At 59.3% G+C, this 17,894-nt stretch carries 18 protein-coding genes; 5 read left to right on the forward strand and 13 right to left on the reverse strand.

Going from position 1 to position 17,894, the window contains the following annotated elements; genetic code table 11:
• Nucleotides 1-158: 158 nt before the first annotated feature.
• Together E0486_RS02145 and E0486_RS02150 are read left to right on the forward strand one after the other, a co-directional pair.
• Entirely contained in the window at nt 159-1,049 is an 891-nt protein-coding gene (locus E0486_RS02145) for a 3-hydroxyacyl-CoA dehydrogenase family protein (RefSeq protein ID WP_131850495.1), read from the forward strand.
• Nucleotides 1,030-1,479: a hypothetical protein gene (locus tag E0486_RS02150; protein WP_131850496.1), complete on the forward strand. Its 450-nt coding sequence runs from the start codon at nt 1,030-1,032 to the stop codon at nt 1,477-1,479. Before E0486_RS02145 ends, E0486_RS02150 begins: the two co-directional genes overlap by 20 nt.
• Before the next feature lie 141 nt (nt 1,480-1,620).
• Here the strand turns inward: E0486_RS02150 and E0486_RS02155 are convergent, their stop codons facing one another.
• A complete protein-coding gene (locus E0486_RS02155; RefSeq protein WP_131850497.1) occupies nt 1,621-2,238 on the reverse strand; it encodes an IMPACT family protein in 618 nt (205 codons plus the stop codon).
• Nucleotides 2,235-3,317 (reverse strand): bifunctional diaminohydroxyphosphoribosylaminopyrimidine deaminase/5-amino-6-(5-phosphoribosylamino)uracil reductase RibD, encoded by a 1,083-nt coding sequence (ribD, locus tag E0486_RS02160; protein ID WP_131850498.1) that lies wholly within the window; start codon nt 3,315-3,317, stop codon nt 2,235-2,237. The genes E0486_RS02155 and ribD overlap by 4 nt, the downstream gene beginning before the upstream one ends.
• Nucleotides 3,318-3,354: 37 nt before the next feature.
• Here ribD and prmC point away from each other — a divergent pair, with 37 nt between their 5' ends.
• On the forward strand, nt 3,355-4,251 hold the full coding sequence (gene prmC, locus E0486_RS02165; protein WP_131850499.1) for a peptide chain release factor N(5)-glutamine methyltransferase: 897 nt from the start codon (nt 3,355-3,357) through the stop codon (nt 4,249-4,251).
• 122 nt (nt 4,252-4,373) lie between these two features.
• On the opposite strand, the gene E0486_RS02170 is transcribed toward prmC, so the two are convergent.
• The 6 genes from E0486_RS02170 to E0486_RS02195 form a co-directional block, all read right to left on the reverse strand.
• A complete protein-coding gene (locus tag E0486_RS02170) occupies nt 4,374-4,772 on the reverse strand; it encodes an ExbD/TolR family protein (RefSeq protein ID WP_131850500.1) in 399 nt (132 codons plus the stop codon).
• A gap of 11 nt (nt 4,773-4,783) precedes the next feature.
• Nucleotides 4,784-5,473, reverse strand: coding sequence for a MotA/TolQ/ExbB proton channel family protein (locus E0486_RS02175; protein WP_131850501.1), 690 nt, complete (start codon nt 5,471-5,473; stop codon nt 4,784-4,786).
• 211 nt (nt 5,474-5,684) lie between these two features.
• A complete protein-coding gene (locus E0486_RS02180; protein WP_131850502.1) occupies nt 5,685-6,644 on the reverse strand; it encodes an SPFH domain-containing protein in 960 nt (319 codons plus the stop codon).
• Between the two features lie 69 nt (nt 6,645-6,713).
• Nucleotides 6,714-7,820 carry an OmpA family protein gene (locus E0486_RS02185; protein ID WP_131850503.1) on the reverse strand — a complete coding sequence of 369 codons (1,107 nt, stop codon included), beginning with the start codon at nt 7,818-7,820 and terminating at the stop codon, nt 6,714-6,716.
• Between the two features lie 75 nt (nt 7,821-7,895).
• Nucleotides 7,896-9,140, reverse strand: a complete 1,245-nt coding sequence (gene pepT / locus E0486_RS02190; protein ID WP_131850504.1) for a peptidase T — start codon at nt 9,138-9,140, stop codon at nt 7,896-7,898.
• 126 nt (nt 9,141-9,266) lie between these two features.
• On the reverse strand, nt 9,267-9,719 hold the full coding sequence (locus E0486_RS02195) for an FKBP-type peptidyl-prolyl cis-trans isomerase (RefSeq protein ID WP_131850505.1): 453 nt from the start codon (nt 9,717-9,719) through the stop codon (nt 9,267-9,269).
• Nucleotides 9,720-9,813: 94 nt separating this feature from the next.
• Between E0486_RS02195 and E0486_RS02200 the strand changes: the two genes are divergently transcribed.
• Nucleotides 9,814-11,112 (forward strand): exo-beta-N-acetylmuramidase NamZ family protein, encoded by a 1,299-nt coding sequence (locus tag E0486_RS02200; RefSeq protein WP_207906182.1) that lies wholly within the window; start codon nt 9,814-9,816, stop codon nt 11,110-11,112.
• A gap of 225 nt (nt 11,113-11,337) precedes the next feature.
• Complete coding sequence (gene fmt, locus E0486_RS02205; RefSeq protein ID WP_243697357.1) at nt 11,338-12,270, forward strand: methionyl-tRNA formyltransferase; 933 nt, start codon at nt 11,338-11,340, stop codon at nt 12,268-12,270.
• A gap of 54 nt (nt 12,271-12,324) precedes the next feature.
• On the opposite strand, the gene E0486_RS02210 is transcribed toward fmt, so the two are convergent.
• The 5 genes from E0486_RS02210 to E0486_RS02230 form a co-directional block, all read right to left on the reverse strand.
• A complete protein-coding gene (locus E0486_RS02210) occupies nt 12,325-13,443 on the reverse strand; it encodes a C1 family peptidase (protein ID WP_131850506.1) in 1,119 nt (372 codons plus the stop codon).
• Between the two features lie 25 nt (nt 13,444-13,468).
• Nucleotides 13,469-14,440: a LysM peptidoglycan-binding domain-containing protein gene (locus E0486_RS02215; RefSeq protein ID WP_131850507.1), complete on the reverse strand. Its 972-nt coding sequence runs from the start codon at nt 14,438-14,440 to the stop codon at nt 13,469-13,471.
• A gap of 66 nt (nt 14,441-14,506) precedes the next feature.
• On the reverse strand, nt 14,507-15,916 hold the full coding sequence (locus E0486_RS02220) for a methyltransferase RsmF C-terminal domain-like protein (RefSeq protein ID WP_131850508.1): 1,410 nt from the start codon (nt 15,914-15,916) through the stop codon (nt 14,507-14,509).
• Nucleotides 15,917-15,987: 71 nt separating this feature from the next.
• Nucleotides 15,988-17,541, reverse strand: coding sequence for an NAD(P)(+) transhydrogenase (Re/Si-specific) subunit beta (locus E0486_RS02225; protein WP_131850509.1), 1,554 nt, complete (start codon nt 17,539-17,541; stop codon nt 15,988-15,990).
• A 5-nt stretch (nt 17,542-17,546) separates the two neighbouring features.
• On the reverse strand, nt 17,547-17,861 hold the full coding sequence (locus E0486_RS02230; protein ID WP_131850510.1) for an NAD(P) transhydrogenase subunit alpha part 2: 315 nt from the start codon (nt 17,859-17,861) through the stop codon (nt 17,547-17,549).
• Nucleotides 17,862-17,894: the final 33 nt, after the last annotated feature.

Raw genomic sequence — 17,894 nt, forward strand, 5'->3', positions numbered from 1 at the left:
GGCGAAGGTAGTTTATTGGTTTATTGGTCGATTGGTTTATTGGTAACCGGTTACCTGCCGATACCGGTTCAACGGACCCTCCAAAACCCGGCAAAACCTCCCAAATCCTTCCAAAACCTTTTCTGCCGCCTATATTTGCGCCCAGACAAAACCGCTATATGAAAAAAGTCGCTGTTATCGGTGCCGGCACCATGGGCAATGGCATCGCCCACGTATTTGCCCAGGCCGGATTCTCTGTCGCCCTCATCGACGTTTCGCAGGCGCAGCTGGACAAAGCCATCGGCACGATCTCCAGGAACATGGACCGCCAGGTGTCCAAGGGCGCGCTGACCGAAGAACAGAAAGGCGCGTCGCTGGCCAACATCCGCACGTTCACTGAAATGACCGGCGGACTCGAAGGCGTGGAGCTGGTGGTGGAAGCGGCCACTGAGAACGTAGACCTCAAACTCCAGATTTTCCGCCAGCTCGATGCGGCGGCCCCCGCAGGCTGTATCCTGGCCACCAATACTTCCTCCATTTCCATCACGCGCATCGCGGCCGTCACAGCGCGCCCCGAGCTGGTGATCGGCATGCACTTCATGAACCCCGTGCCGGTGATGAAGCTCGTGGAGATCATCAACGGCTATGCAACAAAAGCGGAAGTGACCGAACAGATCGTAGCCCTCAGCAAGCAACTCGGCAAAGTGCCCTGCGTAGTGAACGACTATCCCGGCTTCATCGCCAACCGCATCCTGATGCCGATGATCAACGAAGCCATCTACAGCCTGTACGAGGGCGTGGCCGGCGTGGAAGAGATCGATACGGTGATGAAGCTCGGCATGGCCCACCCGATGGGACCGCTGCAGCTCGCCGACTTCATTGGCCTCGACGTATGCCTCAGCATCCTGCGCGTGCTCTACGACGGCTTCGGCAACCCCAAATACGCGCCCTGCCCGCTGCTGGTGAACATGGTGACGGCAAAGAAACTCGGCGCCAAGAGCGGTGAAGGCTTCTACACCTATACGCCCGGATCCAAAGAACTCGTGGTCAGTGCCGGATTCCGTAAATAACCCGGAAGAGCCGGAAATCCGGATCCCGCTTGCGGATGTACTGGCCTTTGTGCGCCGCAGGACCGGCCGGCCGGATGCGGAGGCGCAGGACGACATCTTTGAAGACCTGCAATGCCGGGGAAAGGATTTCACGAAATTGGTGGAAGGTTTCAGCATGCGCTTTGGTGCGGACATCAGCGCGTATAAATGGTATTACCACACCAACGAAGAAGACCACAGCGTCGGGGCACTTCTGTACAAGCCGCCCCACGAGCGCGTGAGCCGCATCATCATCACCGCCGAAGACCTTTGGCAGATGGCCAATGCCGGGTTCTGGAACATCGAATACCCCGAATACGAGCCGCCCTCTTCGCGCGTCGACTTCCTCATCAACATCCTGCTGTTCATTGCCGGAGCGCTGCTGCTGGCCTGGATCGCACGGAAATGGTAAGCCCCCTGTCCCCCAAAGGGGGGCGCAGCCCATCCCCTAACCCTTTCCCGAAGGGAAGGGGAATAGAAAGCCCTGACGGTATCTTCAGGGCTTTTGTATAAACAACATTAGGAATGATCCCAACCAGCAGTAAAGATCAACCTAAGTGCCCCCCTTTGGGGACAGGGGCCCGCGTACCTCCAGCGTATGCATGTCCCGGAGTTTTTGCAGGCAGGCTTCTTCGTCTTTCTTAGGAACGCCGACAACCATGCGGCAGAAAAGCTGCGCCTCATTTTCAATCACGGTGCAGCCGAAGCGTTTCACCACCATCATCACATCGTTCATCAGGGTGTAATCAAAATGCAGCTCGTACCTGACCAGCATCGGCTTTTGAATAAGCGGGGTCAGCTGGAGCGCATACGACGCAACGGTTTTGTAAGCATTGATCAGACCAGGTACGCCGAGCAGCGTACCACCGAAATAGCGGACCACCACGATGGCTGCGTTGGTCACCCCTTTGGAGTCGAGCTGGCCGAGAATGGGCTTACCGGCAGAACCCGACGGCTCGCCGTCGTCGGAAGCACGGAAGTTGTTGCCATCGGTGCCGATGCGGTAGGCAAAGCAATGATGCGCAGCCTTGGGATGTTCCTCTTTGAGTTCCTTCAGGCGCTTTTTGAAATCATCCGTCGTGCTGATGGGAAAAGCATAAGCCAGGAAGGTGCTTCCGCGGTCGCGGAATTCGGCCAGCGCCTCTTTTTCGATCGAGTGATAATGCGTCATCGGGGCTGCAAACCTACCAAAACTTCGGGTGATGCGCGGTATTCGTCCCACCAGTCGCCGGCAATGCCGCTGCGACCAGTTGCGATCCCGCCGGCAAGCAGCGGCGCCGCGATGCCCGATCCAAGCCGCAAAGAGGGCGCGGTAATGCGGTACACCCGGTCCCAGAGGCCGCTGTCGATAAAGTGCTGCAGCAGACGCGCGCCGCCTTCCACGAGCAGGCCGGTGATACCGCGCACATACAGGAGCTCGCACACCTGGGCAGCAAGGTCGTCCTGCGAAAAATCAAGCCGCAGGTATTCGAGGTTGTGGTGGGCGCTTTTTTGCAGGGCGTTGAGCACCAGCGTAGGTTGCTCGCCGTTGAACAGCTTTAGTTGCGCCGGCAGGCGCAGTTGTCGATCCACCACCAACCGGAGCGGGTGGCGACCCGGCCAATGGCGCGTACTGAGCTCGGGGTCGTCGAAGAGCGCCGTATTCGTGCCGACCAAAATGGCGCCATGACCGGCCCGGAGGCGGTGGACGATCCGGGCGGAGGCGGCATTGCTGATGGCCACACGGCGCGATCTCGGCCCGGCAATAAAGCCGTCGGCGCTTTGCGCCCACTTGAGCGTGATGAAGGGTCGCTTGCGGCTGTGAAAGGTGAAGAACACTTCATTGATACGCAGGCACTCGGCTTCCCGTATTCCTACGGTCACATCAACGCCGGCGGCGCGCAGCTTTTCGATGCCCTTGCCGTCGACGGCGGGAAAAGGGTCGCGGCAGCCGACCACCACGCGGGTCACACGCTCGGCAACGATGCGGTCGGCACAGGGAGGCGTCTTGCCCCAATGGGCGCAGGGCTCCAGCGACACATACAGGGTAGATTCCGGGATGAGCTGGCGGTCGTCGTCGGCAACCGACCCGAAGCAATGCACTTCGGCGTGCGGCCCGCCATAGGCCTGGTGCCAGCCTTCCCCGATGATGCGGTCGCCATGCACCAGCACCGCTCCCACCATCGGGTTGGGCGCAACCGTGGCCTCGCCGAGCGCGGCCAGCTGCAGGCAGCGGTCCATCCAGGTTTCATGGGTGATCGGGGTGCTCATCGGGCGCCAAAAATAAAGAAAGGATTATGTTTGACGGATGAATTACGGATCGGCCCTGATGACCCTGCGCGAACGCCTGGCAGGCAGCTACGAACCTTCGGAAGCGTCCGCCATCGCGACACTCGTGCTCGAAGCCGTTACCGGCGACGATCGCGGCGTGCTGGGCCTGCACGCCGACCGCCAGCTGACGCCCGAGCAGCAGGTGCTGGTGCTGGCGCACGCCGAGCGACTGGCCGCCGAAGAACCGGTGCAATATGTGCTTGGTGAAGCCTGGTTTTACGGCCTGCGCTTGTACGTGGACCGCGCAGTGCTTATCCCCCGCCCCGAAACAGAGGAACTGGTGGACTGGATCGTGCGCGACCTGCGGAGCGCTTATCCCGCCCTGGTAGAGAAAGGACCGGAGGACGCCGACCGCACCGACCTGCTCAAGATCCTCGACGTAGGCACGGGCAGCGGCTGCATCGCTCTGGCCCTTAAGTCGGCGATACCGCGGGCCGAAGTATGGGGCTGCGATGTGAGCGAGATCGCCCTCAACGTCGCGCGCCGCAATGGTTCCGACACCGGCATCCGTGTCGACTTCCAGGGCATCGACTTCCTCGACGAAGCGCAGCGGAAGCAGCTTCCTTCGGTGGACGTGCTCGTATCCAACCCGCCCTATATTCCCTGGAGCGACAAGGAAAACATGCACGGCAATGTAGTCCGCTACGAGCCGCACAGCGCGCTTTTCGTGCCCAACGACGACGCACTTATTTTCTACCGCGCGATCGCCCGATTCGCCCACAAGCGGCTTCACAGCAAGGGCACGATCTATCTCGAGATCCACGAAGAGCTCGGTGGTGCAGTGGAAGAACTGTTCCGGAGTGAAGGTTTCGGTACCGTAGAAGTACGGAAAGACATGCAGGGGAAGGACCGCATGGTGAAGGTGACCGGTTAATCAGTTGACCGGTTAATCATAAACAGCAACGCCCCGGCCTACGGCTGGGGCGTTGCTGTTATCAGGCGGGTAATCCATTACAGACCAATCGGTCAACTGCTCAAACGGCTCAGTCAGCCTGATCATTTAACAAGTGCGGAAACTTTGGCGTTGTTGCGCTTGGCGATGGTCATCACGCGGAATACTTCGCCGTAGTAGGCCGAAGTATCGGCGTTGACCACCACGGTGGGTGTGTCGGTGTTTTTGCGGGCTGCTTCGATCTGCAGCTTCAGCAGGGAGTCGATCTGGCCGGCGGGCACGGGCGACGTGCCGAGGTAGAATTGCTGTTCTTTATTGATGGTCACTACGATATCCTGCTTGGCTTTCGTATCCTTCGAAGCGCGCGGGTTGTTTACCCGCACCAGGTTGGGATTCGCCAGCGTGGCGGCGATGAGAAAGAACAGCAGCAGGATGAACAAGATGTCGTTCAGCGGGCCGGTGTGAATCTCCGTATGTGCTTTGAGCTTTCTGCGAATGTTCATGGCGCCTGGGATTAACGGGTGGGTTCCTGCAGGATGTCGAGGAATTCGGCGCTGGCGGCTTCCATGCGGTTAGCCGTCTTGTCTACTTGCGTCGACAGGAAGTTGTGCGCAATGTAGGCCAGCAAGCCGATGATGAGGCCGGATGCCGACGTGATCATCTTCGTGTAGATACCACCGGCCATCGTCTGGATAGTGAAGTCGCCGGTGGAAGCAAGGTTGTAAAACAGCTTGAACATACCGAAGATAGTACCGAGGAAGCCGAACATCGGCGCAATGCCGGCGATGAGCGACAGCACCGACAGGTTCTTCTCCATATGGTACAACTCGAGCTTGCCCACGTTCTCCATACTTTTTTCGATGGAATCGATCGGCTTGCCGAGGCGCTGTATGCCCTTGTCGATGATGCGGGCCACGGGGTTGTTGGTGTTTTTGGCGAAGCTGCGGGCCGCCGACACATTACCGTTAACGATGTGGTCGCGGATGATGTTCATGAAATTGTCATCGATCTTCGAAGCCTTGCGGATGGCCGACAGGCGCTCGAAGAATACGTAGATCGTCAGCAGGAAAAGCACCGCCAGCGGGATCATCAGCCAGCCCCCCAGCGTCAGGAGCTCATACAGGCTGATGCTGCCGTCGTGGTTGGCGTCGGTGGCCGCCGCTGCGTGCGCGGCCGTGTCGAGGGTCGTCTGGAGCAGAAACATAGGTTCTTCTTTGGGGCGTAAATGTAGTGTATGGCGTATTAACGGGATAGCCCGCTGCTTATTTTCCAAAGTAAGCGGAAAATGAAGGGCGGGCGTGCCGGTAACGATACGTTTTAACAAATGCTGTGGGGTAGATCGCAAAGACGCCCAAGGCGTCGCTTGCGCGACGCCTTGGGCGTTTACTCCTTACTGATTACTCATTATTTATCACTCATTGCCCCGCGTGCTTCACCATCAGGGCCTGGATCTGCTTCATGGTCGTTTCCATTCCCTGCGACGAGCCATCGAGGAAGATCACGTTGCCCTTGCCGTATTCGGCGAAGTTCTTGATCGCTTCGGTCCACATGCTGAAGAGAATGACGTTGGTGTCCAGGTTAGCCTGCTTCATTTGCTCGGCGGCCTCGGTCATACCGCGGGCCACTTCCTGGCGGAAGAGCGCCACGCCCTGGCCCCGCAGGCGCGCGGCCTCGCGTTCGGCCTCGGCGGCGATCTTGATGGCATTACCCTCGGCTTCAGCCGACTTTGTCTTGGTGATCAGCAGCGCCTGGCCTTCGTTCTCCGCCGCGGCCTTCAGGTTATTGGACGCAACGACCTTGCTCATCGAATCAAGGATGGCCTTGTCGAAGGTGATGTCGTTGATCTGCAGGTCGAGCAGGTGATAGCCCCAATCTTCAAGCACGTGGTCGATCTCCACTTTCACATACTCCACGATATCCTTACGCAGCCCGAGCACTTCCGCCTGCTTCTTGGTGGCCACGAAGGAGCGGATGTTGCCTTCGATGGTGCGCACCAGCGCCTGCATCAGGTCGCGGTCGGAGATAAATTTGAACGCCACTTTCTTGATCGTTTCATCATCGGCATTCTGCACGGCGTAGAGCAGCATGCTCTTGAAATACACGTTGGCCTGGTCCTGCGTCACCGCCTGGAACTCCATTTCCACGGAGCGGTTCTGGATGGAGATCTTCTTGTATAGCTGCTCCAGCATCGGGATTTTGAAGTTAAGACCTGGGCGCACCATGCGCTGGTAGCGGCCAAACATGGTGATGACGCCCACGTGTGCCTGGTTGATGGTGAAAATGCCGCTGAAGACGATGAAGAGCAACACGAGCAGCCACCAATAGTGTATCAGAAAGGTGGCGATGCCCCCGGTGTCGGTTTGCAGAAAAAACATAGTAGTGGTTTTTGAACGGAATAAAGATAGCGTCTTCAATCACATCCGCGCCTACCCATTTCCCGGTAGCTACGGATGGTTGCGCAGGTACAGGTAAATCTCCACGCGCCGGTTGCTGCGGCGTCCCGCGGGCACGCGGTTGTCGGCAATGGGCCTTGTGGCACCCCAGCCGCGCGTTTGCACCGGCACATTCTGACCATATTCAAGATAGTGGCCCACGGCCTGCGCACGTGCCTCCGAAAGCTGCTGGTTGGCTTCGGGCTTACCCACGTTGTCGGTGTGGCCTTCCACCAGGATCGAGTCGAGCGCGTCGGGCGGCAGGCGCCGCATCAGGCTGTCGAGCAGGAGCAGTGCTTTTTTGTCGAGGTCGGCGCGGGCGGTGGCAAAGAGCACGTCGGGCACAATGATCGTGTCGACGCGTATCTGCACACTCGGTGGCAATACAACCGGGCGCGGAGGCACCTTGCTGCAGCCGTACATAAAGCGGATCTGGTAATTGTGCCGGTAGTCTTCGCTGTAGATTGTATCGCGCTGCTTCCTCCAGTCGGGGCAAAGGCGCTCGTACGGATCGAGGGGCAGCAGCGACACGCTGTCGAGGTACACCTGGTAGCGTTCCGCCTTGCCCCCCAGCGACGCGCTCCAATCGGCGCGGCGGAAGTTGCCGAAGGAAACATAGCCTTCGTCGCCGCGGGCGGTATACTCAAAGGCGATGCGCGTCCACCCGTCGCGTGCGGGCCGCTGCTCGCCATTGCGGAAAAACAGGTCGGCCGCCAGCTCCCCCGGCCGCTTCTTATTACAAAGGATGTCGTAGGAAGAAAACTGCACCCCCGAACTATCAAGCAGCCCGGGATAATCGGCGCGCACCAGCAGCTGCAACCGGTAGCGGGCGCCGGGGCGCATGCCGCATACAAGCCGGCTGCGCACGTAGGCGCGCTGCACGCGCAGGCGCTCGTTGCCCGACACAAAGCCGATATAGCGGGTGCCGTGAAAGGCATGTTCCGCATCCTCGAAAAAGTAGGGATAGGCCGGCACGGTAGTAAGCCAGGCTTCGGGCGCGCAATTCTGCTGGTATTCTGTGCAGAGATTCTCCTCTTCGAAGTCGCCGTTCAGCAGCAGGCTTTGCGCTGGCGCCGCCATCATCACACCCAACAAACCGAGCAGGAAAACTAGCCGCATATTTCAAAACGAACCGGGCAAACCTTTTCGTATCCTGACTGCCTCATCAACGTGTCACGGTTGACGATTCACGATTCACGCCTCCGCCCAGATGCTGCATAAATGTACGATGGTTTCCACGGCCTTGTTCATGTCCTGCACGCTTACGAATTCCTTCATCGAATGGATGCCTTGCATGCCGGCGAACAGGTTCGGGCAGGGCAGGCCCATGAACGACAGGCGCGAGCCGTCGGTGCCGCCGCGGATGCTCTCCATGCGCAGCTCCAGGCCGGCGCGGCGGATGGCCTCTTTGGCGTTGGCCACCACTTCGGGATGCTGGTCCAGCACCTCTTTCATGTTGCGGTATTGCTCCGTCACCACGAACTCAAAGGAGGCGCCGGGATAGCTTTGCACCACAAGGGCGGTCAGCTCCTGCAGGAAGTCTTCCTTCGCCTTCAGCAGCGCCGTATCGAAGTCGCGGATGATGAACTCGAGCGTGCAGCGCTCGGCGATTCCTTCGAAGCGCACGGGGTGCACAAAGCCCTGCTTGCCGTCGGTCGTTTCGGGCGACAGCTCGGTTTTGGGCAGGCGGGCCAGGACTTCGCCACCGATCTTCAATGCGTTTACCAGCTTGTCTTTGGCATAGCCGGGATGGGTGATCACGCCATTGATGACGATACTGACCGCATCGGCGCTGAAGGTCTCGTCTTCGAGCGAGCCGGCCTCGCCGCCATCGAGCGTGTAGCCGAAGCGGGCGCCGAGCTTTTGCATATCCACCTTCGCGGTGCCGCGGCCCACCTCTTCATCGGGGGTGAACAGGATGCGGATGGCGCCGTGCTTCACCCCGGGGTGCGTCAGCAGGTAGTGCGCCGCGTCCATGATCTCGGCCACCCCGGCTTTGTCGTCGGCGCCGAGCAGCGTGGTGCCGGAAGCCGTGATGAGGTCGTGGCCTTTCAATTGTTCCAGGTAAGGAAAATCCTTCGGGCTGATGACGATCGCGTTGTCGTCGGGAAGCACGATATCGGCACCCGTATAATTACGGTGCAGCAGCGGCTTCACCCCGGTGCCGCTGGCGTCGGGCGCCGTATCCACGTGCGAGCAGAAGCAGATCACCGGCACGTCCTTGTCCGTATTGGACGGGATCGTTGCATACACATAGCCGTGCTCATCGAGCTCCACATCGGCCGCGCCCATGGCATTGAGCTCCTCCACAAGGATGCGGGAAAGATTCTTTTGCTTTTCGGTGCTGGGCTGGCTCTGCGACTGCGGGTTGCTTTGCGTATCTACCTGCACATAGCGCATAAAGCGCTCGGAGGCGGTGAACGAGTAATCCTGGAACATAGGCCAAAAATAACGGGGTAATGGGAGAATGGGAGAATGGGGGGATAAATAGTACTAATGAAAAAGCCCCACGGATGCGGGGCCTCAACAGAACTATTCAATAAACATTATTCAATATTCAATAAACTACGGCATGATGATGCGGCTCGTGGGCACGATCTCCACCAGCTCCAGGTCGAAAATGAGATCCTGACCGGCGAGGGGATGGTTGGCGTCAAGAAGCACGGAATCTTCACGCACTTCGGCGATGGTGACGGGGAACTGTTGGCCCTGGCCGTTGTTCATCATCAGCTGCATGCCTACTTCGGGCTTCATATCGGAAGGAAACTGGTTCGTCGGAAACTCGATGATCATCTCCTGGCTTTTCTGACCATAGGCCTGGTCTACAGGGATCTCAACGGTCTTCTTCTCTCCTGCCTGCATGCCGCGCACGCCTTCGTCGAAGCCCGGGATCACCTGGCCACTGCCCACCGTAAATTCCAGCGGCTCGCGGCCTTCGGAGCTGTCAAAAGTTTCGCCGCTGCGCAGCTTGCCGTGATAATGTACGCGAACCTTGTCGCCGTTTTGTACTTGTTGCATAGTAGAGTTTTGAGTGGGCAAAGTCCGGCAAGGTAAGTCTTTACCGCTTCGCCCGTGAAAAATGAGGTAATTTGAAGCGCACAAAACGAATACCATGTTTGTACGCAGCGCCCTGGCCGCCGCCCTCCTGTTTCTGCTCGCGGGCAGCACGATGGCCCAGAAGACGAAGATCAAAACGAAGCTCAGGCAAAAGCGTTCGCCCCACACCGTTGTAGCCGCGCCGAAAGTATCCGCCATCCTCCCCGCCGCCGAACAGCCCACCGCTTACCTGCCGCAACTGCGGGGTAAGAAGGTGGCCTTGCTGGTTAACCAGACTTCGCGCGCCCAGGGCAGCCACCTGGCCGACTTCCTGAAGCACTCCGGCATCGACCTCCGGGTGATCTTCGGTCCCGAGCATGGCTTCCGCGGCAACGCGCCCGACGGCGCCGAGATCCGCAGCAACGTAGACGCCGCCACCGGCGTGCCCGTAGTATCGCTGTACGGGAAAAAATTGAAGCCCGCACCGGAAGACCTGAAGGATATCGACATCATGGTGTACGACATACAGGACGTCGGTGCGCGCTTCTATACCTATATCTCCTCGCTGCAGTATTACCTGGAAGCCGCTCTGGAAAACGGCATTCCGCTGATGATCCTGGACCGACCCAATCCGAATGGCTTTTATGTCGACGGCCCGGTGCTCGACCCGAAGTTCAAGACCTTCGTGGGCCTGCAGCCGATTCCTATTGCCTATGGCATGACGCCCGGCGAATATGCGCAGATGCTCCTCCTTGAAGGCTGGCTGTCGGATGCCGCTAACCGCGCATTCGAGGTGACAAAGCGGGCCCGCTACGCGCCCGGCGCGCGCTACTTCCGGCTGGAGGTCATACCCTGTGCCGGCTACACCCATAAGAGCCGCTACGTACTTCCCGTGCGCCCCTCACCCAACCTCCCCGACATGACGGCGATCTATTGGTATACGTCCACCTGCCTTTTTGAGGGCACGGCCGTTACCGAAGGCCGCGGCACAGCACGCCCCTTTGCTACTATCGGCGCCCCGCTCCTGCCGAAGCACCTGTTTGCCTTTACCCCCGGCCCTACCGAGGGTGCCCCGAAGCCGCGGTACAACGGGCAGACCTGCTACGGCTGGGACCTTTCCGCGGAGCGCAGGGAGCTACATCCCCAAAACGCCGGGCGCCTACAGCTGCGCTACCTCCTGGAAGCCTATCGCCTTTACCCGCAGAAAGACTCTTTCTTCAAGGCTAACTTCACGCGCCTTGCCGGCAACGAGATCCTGGCGCAACAAATCCGCGACGGCAAGACCGAAGACGATATCCGCGCCAGCTGGGAACCGGCATTGAGCAACTTCAAGGCGATCCGCAAGAAGTACCTTCTTTATGAAGACTTCGAGTGACGAAGAAAGTAAAGAAAAATAGGGTTCGGAACCGCGAAGAAAAGAAGAGAAAAAGGTGTTTCGCAAAGAATACGAAAATGGCCCGCCTGTGGCGAATCTGTTTAATTTTCTCTTCGCGTGCCAACTTCTTTTCTTTTTCTCTTCGCGGTGAAAAACCACTTTCCCTTCGCCACCTTTCACTGGTTGCATTCTGCTGAAACTTGAAAGGCACACTAACTTCGCCCCATGAATTTCCAGGATCTTCGAATCGTCTTTATGGGCACCCCCGAATTTGCCGTGGCTTCGCTGAATGCCCTTGTAGAAGCCGGCTGCAACGTAGTAGGTGTGATTACGGCGCCCGACAAACCCGCCGGGCGGGGCATGCAGCTGCAGGGCAGCGCGGTGAAAAAATACGCACAGGAAAAGGGCCTGCACCTGCTGCAACCGGAAAAGCTGAAAAACCCGGACTTTATTGCCGAACTGCGGGCGCTGCGTGCCGACCTGCAGGTGGTGGTGGCCTTTCGCATGCTGCCGGAGATCGTATGGAATATGCCGCCGATGGGCACGCTCAACGTACACGGATCGCTGCTGCCGCAATACCGCGGCGCTGCCCCGATCAATTGGGCCGTCATCAACGGCGAGCCCGAGACGGGCGTGACCACCTTTCGTCTCAAACACGAAATTGACACCGGCGACATCCTGCTGCAGGAGCGGATGGCGATCGGTCCGAACGATACCGCCGGCGACGTGCACGACCGGATGAAGGACCTCGGCGCCGCGCTGCTGGTGCGCACCGTACGCGGGCTCGCCGAAGGCAGCATTACGGAAACGCCGCAATCGCACCTCAACCCGGCCTCGCTCAAACACGCACCCAAGATCTTTACCGACACCTGCCGCATTGACTGGAGCCAGCCCCTCGCCGACGTGCACAACCGCGTGCGCGGGCTCGCCCCCTTCCCCGGCGCCTTCACCACGCTGAATGGAAAGACGCTCAAGATCTACCGTAGCCGCACCGACAATAGCGCCCCGGCGGTGGCGCCCGGAAATTTTGATACAGATGGCAAATCGATGCTCCGCTTCGCCTGTCCCGACGGCTGGCTGCAGGTTGTAGAACTACAACTCGAAGGAAAGAAACGGATGGGTGTGGAAGAATTTTTGAGGGGATACCGCTTTTCCTGAAGCCAGTAGGCCCTCGCAATGACAAAGGGCTCGCTGTGCGAGCCCTTTGTCAACTTACAACTTCAGTTTCGCTATCAGTTCCTTCGGCAAGCCTGCCTTAGGTACTACCAGCGTGATCGTATTGATCCGGAAATAAGGCTCCGATACGAGGACATATCCTTTGTAAGGACCGACCGCGCCCCAGGAGTTTTTCACAAGGAAATATTCTTTGCCGGAAGCATTCCGCTCCAGTCCTACAATATGCATCAGGTGATCGTCCTGCGTCACGAGCGATTCGTAGAGGCGCTGCCGCTCTTCGGGCGTGGCGGCTTCTTCGGTCATCTCCGGACCAAAGGCCTGCTTGCTGCTGTTTTGCGAAATGTACAGCGCAAGTCCGTCTTTCTGACGGAAGCCCCCGTTGCTGACATCAGCATCCCACACGATGGAATATTTCTGGCGCAGTGCTGCTTTGGCCGCGGCCGTGAGCTCGTCGAGCGGGACGTTGTAGTACGCGCCGTTGGAATAATTGTCGGGCACCTGTACCACGAACGGCGCATAGTAGGGCTGGTGCGTGAACGACGTGAGACAAACGTAATCGTTCGCATTGAACTTCAGTACGTCCTTGGCAAAGCTTTGCGGCGTATAGGTCTTGCCTTCATAAGGAAAGGAAGCAGGCGGATGACCCAGGTACTGGTCGAGCAGCGCTTCGAATCCCATCTCCCAGGAGGCGGTCTGCACCGGTGCTTTCACAACGCTGTCCACATAGCGGGTAAGTACGGCAACGAGCTTCTGGTGGTCGATGCCTTTCTGCGGTTCGCGGTAGGCCGGGAACGCGGTTTCGGGCATGGCTCCATAAAGCGATACGGCCCGCACGAGGTCGTGGCCAAGCCCGCCCTCGCTGAATTGGGCCTTTCCCTGCCGCAGCACGTAGTTGCGGGCTTTCTCCATATAGATGTTGCGCACGGTGAAGGCTTCGGAGAGGTCGAGCTCGCCGGCGCCTTTGCTCAGGGCCTGCGATTCCAGCATCGACGTTGCCGAGAAGCACCAGCAGGTGCCGCTGGCGCCTTGGTTTTTGACGGGCGTGGACGGTGTATAGGTCAGCGGCGTAAAGCCCGGAACAACCACCGGCTGCGTATTCTGCGCTGCGAGTGCGCCGCCCGTTGCAAGGGCCAGCGCGGTCAAAATTCTTTTCATGGTAAGGAGTTAAAACAGGATCGTATTAATACTGGATGCGTACGGTGAACTTTTCGGAGTCACCGGCTTCGAGTACGGAAGCCGCCGCGTTGGAAATGCGGATGTCGTAGCCCTGGTTCTGGCGGATGCCGCTCATGCCGCCCAACACTTTGGCGTAAATGAATTTGCCTGTAGAGGGGCTCGATACCTTAACGATGCTGCCGGGCTCAACGCCGTCGATCAGCAGGTAATACTTGGTGTCCTGCCAGCCGCTGGCGGTCTTGAAGATCCCCGATACCACGCTGGCATCGCGCGAGGTACCACTCTTCACCTGCTGCTCCCACGCGCCGCGGAAAGCGCCGCCCTGGCCGTCTTTCACGGCGGTGCGCGGAGCCTGGCTGCTGGGTGCGGGTGTAGGTACTACCTGCACCGGCCGGGCAGAACCCGAGTCGGCCATAGGCCGCTCTACGGGGGTAACGGGCTTCACCGCCGTGGAATCGCGGCGCGGCGCGGGGTCATGCGTCACGGGAGTCGAAGCCGGGGGATGGCTCGCGGGAGCGCTCACCGTGGCGGGCGCTGCTTGTGCCGCACCCAGGTAACCCACGATCAGCTTCTGGCCCGTGCTGATCGCATCGCTGCTCAGGTGGTTCCATTTGCGCAGGTCGGCCATCAGCACCTTGCCGTTTTTCAGGCTAACGCGGTACAGTCCCTCTTTCTCGCCCACCACGTAATACACCGGGCGGCCCTGTGCAGCCGACGCCTGTGAGAAATTGGCGGCTGTTAGCGGGATCTGGATCGACTGGCCGATGCTGAGCCCATGCGTCATGTCCACGTTGTTGAACGCGGCGATTTCCTTGGGCGACAGGGCATACAGGCGGCCGACGGAATAGAAGTTTTCTTTCGGTACTACGGTATGAACGATATATAATCCTTTGTCGCCGCTCTGAACCAGGAGTTCCTGGCAAAATGCAACAATGGAAAAGCAGATGCTGAGAAAAAGGAGTGTGAGTTTTTTCATGGTGGTGGCGGGGTTGGGTTCTTCCAGGTGGCGAAGGGCTGCGGGCAGCCCGTACAAATATGAAGATTATTTTTCAAAAGTCCCTTCGGGCGCTCCAGCCGGATCGGGGCCCGGGGATGGGGCCTGCGCGCGGATGCGCCATTCACGCGGGTAGTAGTTGTTGACGCGATTGGGCAGCACATTCATCCATCCAAGCGCTACACCCGCAAAGGTTGCCAGCTGCCAGCCCTTCGGGGCGTCGAGCGAGAGGTCCTGCCGCTGCAGAAAACGGATGGCGTTGTCGTAATCGAGGGGGCAGCGCAGCACTTCCTCCGATACGCGCGGGCTGAGTGCCAGCGCGGGGTCGGGCACCAGCTTGTCGCGGATCGGTTCGCCCAGCACCGTTCCGGCGCTCTGCAGGTAGAGTGCCGATTGAAGGATGACCAGGTCGGACACTGCATCTTCCGGAAAGGCAAACACACGCTGGCCGTGGCGCAGGAAGCGCAGGCCGTCCCCGTCCATCCAGCGGTGGAGGGCGGCGGATTCCTTTTGCGACAGCATTTCCAGGGATTTCACCTTGTGCCGCGGCGCCGTAGCGGCATCGCGCTTGCGAATGGCCGCCAGGAAAAAGCCCTCGCCTTTTATTTTATCCGGGTAGAACCGGTAGCCCCAGGCGCCGCGCGGCGACCGTATTTCTACAATACCGGCATCGGGGCGCTGCAAGGGAAGGGATTCGCAATCGAACGTTTCCATCAGCCAGTCGAGGATCGATTCGTCTTCTTCGGGCGAATAGGAGCAGGTGGAGTACAGGAGCAACCCGTCCTGCCTCAGCGCGGGCCAGGCGTCGGCGAGAATGCGCTGCTGGCGGCCCTGGCACAATTGCACGGCCGACGGGCTCCATTCGCCGATGGCTTCGGGATCGCGGCGGAACAGGCCCGAGCCGCTGCACGGAGCGTCCACCACCAGCACATCGAAAAAGCCTTCCAGCCGCGCGAAGTGCGCCGGGTCGTTGTTGCTGACCACCACATTACTGCCGCCCCATTTGGTCAGGTTTTCGGTGAGGATCGCAGCGCGCGCCTTGATCACCTCGTTGCTCACAAGCAGGCTCCCTTCCGAGATCAGCGACTGCAGGTGCGTGCTTTTGCCACCCGGTGCTGCACAAAGGTCCAGCACCCGCAGGGGCTGTGTCACTTCGGCATGTTGCAGCAGCGCCTGCTCCAGGAACATGCTCGAAGCTTCCTGCACGTAGTAGGTGCCGGCGTGAAACAGCGGATCGAACGTAAACGAAGGGCGGTGCTCCAGGTAGTAGCCATGCTGCGTCCAAGGTACGGCGCCGGCAAGCGGCAGGCCGTGGCCCCCTGTTCCGGATACCGGCTTGGCCGGGTTGAAGCGCACCGAGGTCACCTGTGCACCGGACTGGTGTACCGAAACGAACGCGTCCCGGTCGAAGCCGGGAACGCCCTCGAGCGACTGAAGCAAGGGTTCGGGAAGCTGCATACGTGCAAAAGTAAGGGCCACCTTGCGGCAGCCCTTCGCTATTCTGAATTCCTTGTTTCCGGTTCACTAGGCTATAGGTTCTTGATCTCACCAATGAGGTCCTGCAGCACTTTCTTGGCATCGCCGAACAGCATCGACGTTTTCGGCTCAAAGAAAAGCTCGTTCTCGATGCCGGCGTAGCCCGGCTTCATCGAGCGCTTGTTGACGATAACCGTTTTCGCCGCTTCCACTTCCAGGATGGGCATCCCGTAGATGGGCGAGGCCGTGTCCCGCTTGGCGGCGGGGTTGACTACGTCGTTGGCGCCGAGCACCAGCACCACGTCGGTGGTCGGAAACTCCTCGTTGGCCTGCTCCATTTCCTGCAGCTTCTCGTACGAAACGTCAGCTTCGGCCAGCAGCACGTTCATATGCCCGGGCATGCGGCCGGCCACGGGATGAATGGCGTACTTCACCTCCACGCCGCGCTCCTGCAGCATTTTTTCCAGCTCGTGACAGGCATGCTGCGCCTGCGCTACTGCAAGGCCGTAGCCGGGTACGATCATTACCTTGTTGGCATAGGCCATCACAACCGCCGCATCAGCGAGCGAGATCTCTTTGACGTGTCCCTGGTCCTTGCCGGACCCTGCGCCAGCGGCTGTATTGTTGCCTCCGCCGAAAGAACCGATCAGCACGTTCTTCAGCGAGCGGTTCATGGCACGGCACATGAGGATCGTGAGCAATGTACCCGCGGCACCCACGAGGATACCTCCGGTGAGCATCACCTTATTATCATACAGGAAGCCGCCGCAGGCCGCGGCCACACCCGTAAACGAGTTGAGCAGCGAGATCACCACCGGCATGTCGGCACCACCAATCGGCAGCACGAACAGCACGCCGTAGGCCAGCGAGAAAAAGAACAGCGTATAAAACAATACATACACGCTGGTGTTGATACGGAGGAAACTGAGCGGCCCCCGGATCACCACCCGGTTGGCCGTGTTGGTCAGGCCGCCCTCATCGATCGAAAAAGAGGTGCTGATGTTCGAGAGCAGGATGACCGCGATACCGACGATGGCAGCCAGCAGCGCAATGTTCACGATGTGCTGCCCGCGGAACGAAAAGTCCTTGATCCGGCCATTGAGCTTGCCCCAGGCGATCATCGAGCCGGCAAAGGACACGGAGCCGATGATGAGCCCGAGGAAGATCGTCACGAGCATGCCGTAGTTGACCGGCAGCCCCTCCGACAGCACCGAAGTGTCGCCGGGATCCTGCACGCGGATCACGAAGTGCTCGGCGAGAAAGTGGTTGAATTCGAGAATGGAAATGAGGGCCGCGCAGGCGCCGCCCATGCCGTTGAAGAGACTCACCATTTCGGGCATGGCGGTCATCTTTACGCGGCGTGCCATCAGCACACCGAGGATGCCACCCACCACGAGGGCGAGGAAGATCCAGGGCAGGTTGTGCAGCCCTTCGTCGGTATAGCGGTCGTGGTAAATAAAGATGGTGCCGAAGACAGCGAGGGTCATGCCGCCCGCCGCAATGAGATTGCCCTTACGGGCGCTCTCGGGGTGCGACAGCATCTTCAGGCCCAGGACAAAGGTGACGGAGGCGATCAGGTAGATTATCGTAAGCAGGCTCGGTTCCATGCGTGTTATTTCTTCTTTTTCGATTTGAACATTTCCAGCATCCGGTCGGTGACCACAAAGCCGCCGACAACGTTGAGCGTGCCCAGCACAACGGCCAGGAAGCCGAGCACGAGGGCGAAATAATTGTCGCTTTCAGCGCGGCCCATCACGATGATGGCGCCGATGATCACCACGCCGTGGATGGCGTTGGCGCCGCTCATCAGCGGGGTGTGCAGCACGCTGGGCACCCGGCCGATGATCTCGATGCCGACGAAGATCATAAGGATGACGATGTAAAAAAGCTCGCGGTTATTGGAGATCCACTCCACTACTGTGTTCATATGTCAATTTTCGGATTTCAGAATTCAGATTTC

The organism is Flaviaesturariibacter aridisoli (assembly GCF_004343705.1).
GTDB lineage: Bacteria > Bacteroidota > Bacteroidia > Chitinophagales > Chitinophagaceae > Flavisolibacter > Flavisolibacter aridisoli.

Excerpts from the sequence above, each read along its gene's own strand:
- E0486_RS02145 (WP_131850495.1), top strand. The coding sequence starts at position 159 with ATGAAAAAAGTCGCTGTTATCGGTGCCGGCACCATGGGCAATGGCATC.
- E0486_RS02155 (WP_131850497.1), bottom strand. The coding sequence starts at position 2,238 with ATGACGCATTATCACTCGATCGAAAAAGAGGCGCTGGCCGAATTCCGC.
- ribD (WP_131850498.1), bottom strand. The coding sequence starts at position 3,317 with ATGAGCACCCCGATCACCCATGAAACCTGGATGGACCGCTGCCTGCAG.
- prmC (WP_131850499.1), top strand. The coding sequence starts at position 3,355 with ATGAATTACGGATCGGCCCTGATGACCCTGCGCGAACGCCTGGCAGGC.
- E0486_RS02170 (WP_131850500.1), bottom strand. The coding sequence starts at position 4,772 with ATGAACATTCGCAGAAAGCTCAAAGCACATACGGAGATTCACACCGGC.
- E0486_RS02175 (WP_131850501.1), bottom strand. The coding sequence starts at position 5,473 with ATGTTTCTGCTCCAGACGACCCTCGACACGGCCGCGCACGCAGCGGCG.
- E0486_RS02180 (WP_131850502.1), bottom strand. The coding sequence starts at position 6,644 with ATGTTTTTTCTGCAAACCGACACCGGGGGCATCGCCACCTTTCTGATA.
- E0486_RS02185 (WP_131850503.1), bottom strand. The coding sequence starts at position 7,820 with ATGCGGCTAGTTTTCCTGCTCGGTTTGTTGGGTGTGATGATGGCGGCG.
- pepT (WP_131850504.1), bottom strand. The coding sequence starts at position 9,140 with ATGTTCCAGGATTACTCGTTCACCGCCTCCGAGCGCTTTATGCGCTAT.
- E0486_RS02195 (WP_131850505.1), bottom strand. The coding sequence starts at position 9,719 with ATGCAACAAGTACAAAACGGCGACAAGGTTCGCGTACATTATCACGGC.
- E0486_RS02200 (WP_207906182.1), top strand. The coding sequence starts at position 9,814 with ATGTTTGTACGCAGCGCCCTGGCCGCCGCCCTCCTGTTTCTGCTCGCG.
- fmt (WP_243697357.1), top strand. The coding sequence starts at position 11,338 with ATGAATTTCCAGGATCTTCGAATCGTCTTTATGGGCACCCCCGAATTT.
- E0486_RS02210 (WP_131850506.1), bottom strand. The coding sequence starts at position 13,443 with ATGAAAAGAATTTTGACCGCGCTGGCCCTTGCAACGGGCGGCGCACTC.
- E0486_RS02215 (WP_131850507.1), bottom strand. The coding sequence starts at position 14,440 with ATGAAAAAACTCACACTCCTTTTTCTCAGCATCTGCTTTTCCATTGTT.
- E0486_RS02220 (WP_131850508.1), bottom strand. The coding sequence starts at position 15,916 with ATGCAGCTTCCCGAACCCTTGCTTCAGTCGCTCGAGGGCGTTCCCGGC.
- E0486_RS02225 (WP_131850509.1), bottom strand. The coding sequence starts at position 17,541 with ATGGAACCGAGCCTGCTTACGATAATCTACCTGATCGCCTCCGTCACC.
- E0486_RS02230 (WP_131850510.1), bottom strand. The coding sequence starts at position 17,861 with ATGAACACAGTAGTGGAGTGGATCTCCAATAACCGCGAGCTTTTTTAC.